Origin of the sequence: Micromonospora sp. NPDC047753, assembly GCF_040642735.1 — a bacterium.
Classification (GTDB): Bacteria; Actinomycetota; Actinomycetes; order Mycobacteriales; family Micromonosporaceae; genus Micromonospora.
Genome location: NZ_JBEYSL010000328.1, coordinates 1 through 7,868, shown reverse-complemented (window position 1 = coordinate 7,868; position 7,868 = coordinate 1). Strand labels below are relative to the sequence as shown.

Annotated in this window: 9 protein-coding genes; 5 read left to right on the top strand and 4 right to left on the bottom strand. The window is 70.9% G+C overall.

The features are described from left to right. Window positions 1-500 (bottom strand): FAD binding domain-containing protein (locus ABZ749_RS24075; protein ID WP_357231423.1); only part of this gene is annotated, 500 nt, incomplete at its 3' end. Window positions 501-618: 118 nt separating this feature from the next. Here ABZ749_RS24075 and ABZ749_RS24070 point away from each other — a divergent pair. Beyond that, entirely contained in the window at window positions 619-1,692 is a 1,074-nt protein-coding gene (locus ABZ749_RS24070; protein WP_357231420.1) for an XdhC/CoxI family protein, read from the top strand. 5 nt (window positions 1,693-1,697) lie between these two features. On the opposite strand, the gene ABZ749_RS24065 is transcribed toward ABZ749_RS24070, so the two are convergent. Continuing rightward, the gene (locus tag ABZ749_RS24065) at window positions 1,698-2,096 is read right to left on the bottom strand and encodes an NUDIX domain-containing protein (RefSeq protein ID WP_357231417.1); all 399 of its coding nucleotides are present in this window, start codon (window positions 2,094-2,096) and stop codon (window positions 1,698-1,700) included. A gap of 77 nt (window positions 2,097-2,173) precedes the next feature. Here ABZ749_RS24065 and ABZ749_RS24060 point away from each other — a divergent pair, with 77 nt between their 5' ends. From ABZ749_RS24060 to ABZ749_RS24050, 3 genes are all read left to right on the top strand, one after another. Beyond that, on the top strand, window positions 2,174-2,593 hold the full coding sequence (locus tag ABZ749_RS24060) for an ASCH domain-containing protein (protein WP_357231415.1): 420 nt from the start codon (window positions 2,174-2,176) through the stop codon (window positions 2,591-2,593). A 70-nt stretch (window positions 2,594-2,663) separates the two neighbouring features. Further along, entirely contained in the window at window positions 2,664-3,428 is a 765-nt protein-coding gene (locus tag ABZ749_RS24055; RefSeq protein WP_357231412.1) for an ABC transporter ATP-binding protein, read from the top strand. After that, a complete protein-coding gene (locus tag ABZ749_RS24050; RefSeq protein WP_357231409.1) occupies window positions 3,425-5,266 on the top strand; it encodes a hypothetical protein in 1,842 nt (613 codons plus the stop codon). The genes ABZ749_RS24055 and ABZ749_RS24050 overlap by 4 nt, the downstream gene beginning before the upstream one ends. A gap of 9 nt (window positions 5,267-5,275) precedes the next feature. On the opposite strand, the gene ABZ749_RS24045 is transcribed toward ABZ749_RS24050, so the two are convergent. After that, window positions 5,276-6,268 carry a hypothetical protein gene (locus ABZ749_RS24045; RefSeq protein ID WP_357231406.1) on the bottom strand — a complete coding sequence of 331 codons (993 nt, stop codon included), beginning with the start codon at window positions 6,266-6,268 and terminating at the stop codon, window positions 5,276-5,278. 77 nt (window positions 6,269-6,345) lie between these two features. Continuing rightward, window positions 6,346-7,050: a permease-like cell division protein FtsX gene (locus tag ABZ749_RS24040; RefSeq protein ID WP_357231403.1), complete on the bottom strand. Its 705-nt coding sequence runs from the start codon at window positions 7,048-7,050 to the stop codon at window positions 6,346-6,348. 131 nt (window positions 7,051-7,181) lie between these two features. Between ABZ749_RS24040 and ABZ749_RS24035 the strand changes: the two genes are divergently transcribed. Further along, window positions 7,182-7,868, top strand: a 687-nt coding sequence (locus ABZ749_RS24035) for a PrsW family glutamic-type intramembrane protease (protein ID WP_357231400.1), incomplete at its 3' end; no start/stop codon positions are given.

The window sequence follows — 7,868 nt, the reverse complement described above, 5'->3', positions numbered from 1 at the left end:
AACGTGACGGTGGAGATCACCTCGCACGAGGAGTTGCGCGAGTTGCTCGGTGAGCCGAGCACGCGGGCCGCCAACACACGGATCACGCACCGCGCGTCCAGCGTCGTGCAGACCGCCGACAGGTCCTCGGACGGGTCGGCCTGGCACAGCGAGCCGCCCAGCGTGCCCCGGTTGCGCACCACCGGGTCGGCGATCACCCGCTCGGCGTCGGCGAAGATCGGGAACGCCGTCGCCAGCACGGGGGATTCGAGGAGCTCCCGATGCCGGGTCAGCGCACCGATGCGGACCTCGTCGGGGCCCGCCTCGACGTAGCCCAACTCGCCGTGGAGGTCGTTGATGTCGATCAGATAGTCGAAGTTGGCCAGCCGGAGCTTCATCATCGGCAACAGGCTGTGCCCACCGGCGATCAGGCGGGCTGTCCCGCCCAGTCGCTCCAGCAGGCTGATCGCATGGTCCACACTGGTGGCTCGCTCGTACTCGAACGGTGCCGGCACCTGCATGTCGCACCTCCGTAGTCCGGCAGAATCTCTGCCCGGCGGAGGTCAAAGTCAACGGTGACCTAAGCAGTTGCTTAGGTCACCGTTGACGGTGCCGCCGGGGCTCGCGGATCGTGCGGCCATGCGGGACATCGTCGACGGGCTGACCGGCTGGCGTGCGGAGGACGTCGCGTTCGCCGTCGCGACCGTCGCGCGGACCTGGCAGTCCGCGCCCCGGCAACCGGGCGCGGCGATGGCCGTCTCGGCGAGCGGCGACGTGGTGGGCAGCATCTCGGGCGGCTGCGTCGAGGGTGCCGTCTACGAACTCTGCCGGGCCGCGATCCAGACCGGCACGGCGCGCACCCAGACCTTCGGCGTCAGCGACGACGACGCGTTGGACGTCGGGCTGACCTGCGGCGGCACCATCCAGGTCCTGGTGCAACCGAGCGTGGCGATGGCCGAGTTCGACGAGGTCCTCGCCGCGATCCGCGACGGCCGTCCGGTCGCCACCGCATCGGTCGAGAACGCCCAGCTGGTGATCTGGCCGGATCGGGTCGCGGGCAGCCTCGGCGCACCCGATCTGGACGACGCGGCGGCCCGGCAGGCGACCGGGATGCTCGCGCTCGGCGTCACCGGCACGATCCACCTGGGCCGGCAGGGGCAGCAGCGCGGCGACGAGGTGGCCGTGTTCGTCCAGTCGTACGTGCCACCACCCCGGATGATCATCTTCGGCGCGATCGACTTCGCCGCCGCGATGGCCCGGATCGGCAAGTTCCTCGGCTACCACGTGACGGTCTGCGACGCCCGCCCGGTGTTCGCCACCCGTGCGCGCTTCCCGGACGTCGACGACCTCGTCGTCCGCTGGCCGCACGCGTACCTGGAGTCGACGACCGTCGACGACCGCACGGTGCTCTGCGTCCTGACCCACGACCCCAAGTTCGACGTGCCGCTGCTCCAGGTCGCCTTGGCCACGCCGGCCCGTTACATCGGCGCGATGGGCAGCCGACGTGCCCACGACGATCGGATACGCCGGTTGCGCGAGGCCGGTGTCCCGGAGAGCGCGCTGGCCCGACTCCGCTCACCGATCGGGCTGGACCTGGGCGCGCGGACACCGGAGGAGACGGCCGTGGCGATCGCCGCCGAGATCACGGCCCAGACCTGGGGCGGCACGGGACGCCCGCTCAGCGACCTGGCGACCCCGATCCACCACACCTGACCTGTCTAGGGCAGGCGCAGGACCAGCGCGGCGGAGACCGCCAACTCGCGGTCGAGCACCTCGTCCCGGGGGACGAACACCATGGCCTGCCCCTCACCGAGGACGACGTCCTCCTGTCGAGCCGTGGTGGTGCCACGGAACACGTGGACGGTAACGGTGTGGGGAAAGCCGGCTTCGTACGGACGCGGACCGCTCCACAGCGGATGCAGCTCACCCGCGGTCAGGCCCGTCTCCTCCATCAACTCGCGGCGGGCCGCCTCCTCCGGTGACTCGCCGGGCTCGACGTGGCCACCCGGCAGGCTCCACTGACCCGGCGAGACGACCGCATCCTCGTCGCGGTGCTGCAGCAACACCGCACCCGATTGATCGACGAGCAGCACGAGGGCGACTTCGTAGGTGGCCATGATCAGACCGTGCCACGTCGCCGCGAGCATGTCGACGACGGTCCGGCCCGGCGCGTCGGGTCGCGTACGCTCCGCGGATGGACCTCGATGATCTTCCGCTTGCCGAGTTCGCGTTTCCGGGGCCACTGCGGGACAAGCTCGTGGGCGCGATCCTGTCCGGGGCCAAGACCTCGACGACGGGCCTGCTGATCGGGTACGAGTGCGCGAACGAGCCACTGCCCGAGGTGGGTCAACTGTCGGCCGTGGTGAACTCCGCCGGCCGCCGGGTCGCGGCCATCGAGCTGACCGACGTACGGGTGGTCCGGCTCGCCGACGTCGACCTGCCACACGCCCTGGCCGAGGGGGAGGGCGACGAGTCGGTGGCGCAGTGGCGTGCGGGACACGAGACGTTCTGGCACAGCGCCGAGGTACGCGCCGAGTTGGGCGATCCCGACTTCACAGTGGATGACGACACCCTGGTGGTGACCGAACGCTTCCGGCTGGTGCACATCGCCTGACCCGCAACGCCCACTGTGCACTGTTGATCAGCGGACGACACGATCGTCGAAGGTCACCTATGCTCGGCGCGTGATCCCCCCGGCACTCGAGATCCGTGGCCTGGTCAAGACCTTCGCGGCGCATCGCGCGGTGGACGGCATCGATCTGACCGTGCGTTCCGGCACCTTCCACGGCATCGTCGGGCCCAACGGCGCCGGCAAGTCCACCACCATCGGAATGGCCGTCGGCCTGGTCACCCCGGACTCCGGGGAGATCCGGATCCTCGGCCACGACGCGCTGCGCGAGCGCGGCCTGACCCGCGCGCTGACCGGAGTGCTGCCCGACGGCCTCGACTTCCCGGAGCGCCTCACCGGCGTCGAACTGCTGCGCTACAGCGCCGGGCTGCGAGGGCTGCCCCGGGCGGAGGCCGCCGAGCGGGCGGCCGAACTGATCGATGTGCTCGGCCTGGTCAAGGGCGCCGGCACCCCGTTGGCCGACTGCTCCACCGGCACCCGCAAGAAGCTCGGCCTCGCCCAGGCGCTGCTGCACGCGCCGCGACTGCTCGTGCTCGACGAACCGTTCGAGGCGGTCGACCCGGTCTCCGCGGCCACCATTCGCCGGGTGCTGCGCCGGTTCGTGGCCGGTGGCGGCACCTGCGTGCTGTCCACCCACTCGATGCTGCTCGTCGAGCAGATGTGCGACGAGCTCACCGTGATCCATCAGGGCCGGGTGGTCGCCGCCGGGTCGGTCGCCGAGGTCGCCGCCGGCAGCAGCCTGGAGGACCGGTTCGTCGAGTTGGTCGGCGCCGAAGCCTCCGGCAGCGCCGGTCTGGACTGGCTGACCGGGGCACGATGAGCGCGCAGTCCACCGTCTCCGGAGGGCGGGGCGGCACCCTCGGCACGATCACGGTTCCGGCCCGGATGCGCGCGACGATGTTCCGTCGCTCACTGCGCGAACACCCTGGTCCCACGGTGGCCGGCCTGGTCGGTCTGCTCGCCGCCGCCTGGTTGATCCGGTACGCCCTCCACGGTGACCAGCACACTCTCGGCCTGCTCGCCGGGGCGTGGGTTCTCGGCTGGATCGTCCTGCCGCTGCTGCTCGGCGGCGGGCGTGGCCGGGTCCGCCCGGCCCACCTGCGGTTGGAGCCGATCGGCGGTGTCCCGGCCGCGATCGGCCTGCTCGCCGCGTCGGCGATCGGGGTCGGCCCGGCCGTCTCGCTGGTGGCACTCGCCGCGCTGCCGGTGCACGCCGCCCGGTACGGCACCGTCGCGGTCCTCGTCACCGCCTTCGGCGCGGTGCTGCTCTGGCTGCTCGGGCTGATCGGCTCGGCCATCGCGCTGGAGGTCGTCGGCCACGCCGGTGGTCCGGCCGGGGCGCTGCTCACCGGCGTCCTCACCGGTACGGCGATGGGTGTCGCCGGGTCGCTCTGGGCCGTCTTCCCGTGGGTGTCGGTACTGCTCGTGGCAGCGCCGCAGGACGTGGTCCGGGTCACGGGGTACGTGCCGAGCGGCTGGCCGGTCACCGCCGTGACCGGGCCAACCGGGCAAGGGGTGCGCCTGATGGCGGCCCTGATGGGCATCGTGGGGCTCTGCGCCGCCGCGTACATCATGCTCGTCCGAAGGGTGATCGCCACCGGCGTGCCGTTCCGGCCGCGCCGGACCACGGCGGCGTCACCGGCCACGGCGGAGCGGGAGTGGCCGGGGTGGGTGCCGGCCGCGACGCGGGCGGTCGTCGGACGTGAGTTGCGGTCCTGGATGCGGCACCCGTTGCGGTTGCAGTATCTGGCTTTCGCTGTGGTGTACGGGGCGTTGCTCGCCGGTCTGCCGCTGCTGTCGGACGTGGACCTGCTGTTGCCGTGGGCCGGAACGCTCGCCGTGCTCGGCGCGGCGGCGATGTCGGCCGGGCTGGTCGGGCTGGACGGCACCGCGTTGTGGCTGCCGTTCACCACACCGGGCGGTGAACGGGCTGAGGTCCGGGGACGTGCCCTGGCCTGGCTGGTGCTGGTCACTCCGATCGGCGTGCTGCTCACCGTCGTCGGCATCATCCTCGCCCCCGACGTCGACCCGCTGGCCGCGCTCTCCACCCTGCCGGCCCTGCTCGGCGCGGGCGCGTCGGTGCCGGTGTGGGTGTCGTTGCTGCGCGTACGCCCGGTGGCCGACCCGCGGCACCCCACTGCGGCTGACAACCCGACCGACATCGTCAGCGTGCTGGTCGCCACCGCTGCCGGGCTGCTCGCCGCCGCGCCGGTGCTCGCCCTGATGATCTGGGGTCCGCCGCAGGCGGCACCGCTGCTACCGGTGGTCGGGCTGCTGTCCGGCGTGGCGACCTGGTGGGGTGGCTTGTGGCTGGCCGACGAGCGGCTCGCCCAGCGCGGCACGACGGTGCTCGCCGCGGCAGGTCAGCGGAGCCGGCCCCCGGAGGCGGCGCTCCCGCTGACCTGGGACGTGCAGTGGTATCGGGAGAACACGTCGACAGCGTGGGCGCTGGGGTTGCTGACGGTCGGGTGGATCCCGGTGATCCCGCAGGGGCTGATGCCGCTGGCGTTCGGAATCGACAGCGGGTGGATCGTGGCCGGTCACCTGAGCGGGAGCGCGCACACGGCGGTGGGGTTGGCGATGGTCGGTCTGGGCGTCGCGATGCTGCTCACCGGCCTGGTGCTGTGGGATCGCCGACCGCAACCGGGCAGCCCCTGATCCACAGCTCTACAGCAGCGCGAGCTGGCCCTCGACCTCGTCCGTGTGTGGCTCCCGGAGTTGCCAGAGGCGGAGCACCCCGAGGCAGGCGTCGTACGTCAACCAGTGGCCCTGCCCACCGGCGGACCGGATCGAGTTCTGGGGCATGTCGATGTCGTAGTCCATGACGGTCTGCGGGCGCAGCGTGCGGGTCGAGAGGAGGAGATGCTGCTCGGCGTCGCCCTGGTCGGTGGCGACGCCGACCATCACCCAGTCGTCGGATACGACCGCTGCGGCCTCGTACATCCGGTAGTCGTCGGAGTCGCCGAACTCGGGGATGTCGTCGTAGCGGCGCTCTACGCGGGCACTGTCGTCGGCGCCATCGCGTATCGCGATCCAGCCGCTGCCATGCGGCATGGAGAGGTAGAAGCTCCCGCTGGCGTTCATGTCGGCCAGGCAGCCGTTCATGGTCTGCCCGGCGACCAGCTGCTGATCACCCGTCGTCCAGCGGTAACTGAGGCAGGTCTCCGGTCCCACCGCGATGTGCAGCCCGACGTGCTGTCGGTTGGCGTCCAGGACGAATGTGGCAGAGCCTTCAACGGTCTGAAGCAGGCGCCGGTCGACCTCCGCGCCGCCGCCGGACGCGTCCAACACGACGAGTTGGTCGCCGGCACCGTCGGGCAGAAACAGCCAGAGAAGGTCGTCCCCGGCCAGGTGGCAGCTCGGCCGGGGCCAACCTGTCGACAAGGCCCTGCCGTGCTCGACCGCCCACCGGACGCGGCCGTCGGCGTCGCGGACCTGCACCTGTCGTGGTCCCACGAGCGCGAACCGCGACCGGTCCGGAGCCACGCCGACGGCCAGGATCGGGTCCTCGTCGGAGGGCTCCCACGCCAGCGCGACGGTCAGGTCCGCATCCAACACGCGCAGCGAGCGATCGTTCCACACCAGCAACCCGGCGCCGGTCGAACACTCGACAATGGACGACGGCGTCAACACTGTCTCGGCGATCAGCAACGGGCGCACAGCCGTGAGCCTACGCACGGGTCTCCCGGGGATGGGCGGCCGACGGTGCGGAGGAAGAGCCGCTCTCTCCGCAGGCGCTACAGCATCGCCAGAGGCGCCAGGGGTATGCCGTCGACGCCGTCGAGCCTCATCAGCTCACCCACTCCAGATCCTTGTCCGTTCAGGGGCATCTCGAACCGCCACGACTCGTGCGTCATCTGCGGTTGGAGCTGCGAGGACAGGTCGCCCTTGCCCTGGCACAGCTCTCGCAGGCGTTCGTACGCGGCCTCGCGGTCCTCGAATTCGATCGACTTCGCCGTTGGGAGTGCCCGGACGGCCTTCTCCACGGCGGCTCGTTGTTCGGCGGTCACCGACGACTTGAGCCGGACGATGACGCCGATCCGCGACGGCCGAGGGTCGACGTCCGCGATCCTGAGCGCCACATCCTCCACGCCGTCGGCCTCGGCCACCACCAGTTCGACCGCCTCGGCGACCGACGCATCGGTGACGGTGGCGTGGAGAAGCTCCGGCATGTACTCCGGCTTGAGGGCCGCCAGCAGGTCTGGCTGATCCTTCAGCTCCGCCTTCTGGCGTTCGTACGCCTGCTCGCGGGTTTCGAGGGACACCTCCCTGACGCTGGGCATCGACCGGAGCTGCTGCTCCACGCTGCCCTTCTGCGCCACCGTCACGTCGTTGTCGAGGAAGACGGTCAACGCCACGTCCCGGGGTTCCTCGGGTGTCGAGGTGCAGGCGGGAAGGGCCAGCAGGACGACGAGTGACAGTAAGGGTGCTCCGCGGCGCATGGGCGGAGATAGTAACCATCACTCGCGTGGATCGCCGCCCCTGAACAGCGGACTTCGCCGCCGCTGGGGAGTCGTCAGGATCTCGGGGGCGGAGCTGGTCTTCGTAACCTTGGTCCGCCAGACTGCGCGGTATGGCTGATCGTTGGCGCCGGTGGGCGTGGGTCGGGGTGCTCGTCATCGGGCTGATCCTTTATCTGGCGGTGCTGCGGACCTTGGTCAGCACCAAGAATCCGAACTTCGTACCGGCGTTGATCCTGCTCGGGGCGACGTTGGTGCCGTTGACGTTCCTGACGTTCGCGCAGGCCCGGACCGGGCGCTGGCAGGTGCCGGCTTCGGTGTTGGTGACGTCGGCGTTCTTCGGCGGTGTGATCGGCACTGTGGTCGCGGGCACCCTGGAGTACGACACCCTGCGCGGCCTCGGCACCCTGCCGATGCTGTTCGTCGCGTTGATCGAGGAGTCGGCGAAGCTGATCGTCCCGGTGGTGCTGCTGTTCACGGTGGTGGCCCAGCGTCGTCGCCGGGTGCCCTCCGACGGGCTGATCATCGGCATCGCCGCCGGTATGGGGTTCGCCGCGCTGGAGACGATGGGCTACGCCTTCAGCGCGCTGCTGAGTTCCCAGGGCAACATCGGCGCGGTGGAGCAGACGCTCTTCATCCGGGGTTTGACGGCGCCTGCCGGTCACACCGCCTGGACCGGGCTGACTGCCGGCGCGCTCTGGGCGTTCATCCTCGCGCTCCTGGCGATGCTCCAGATCGTCGCCACCATGCAGGTCTTCATCGAGCCCCTGATCCTCGCCAACGGTGCGGGCGCGGAGGAC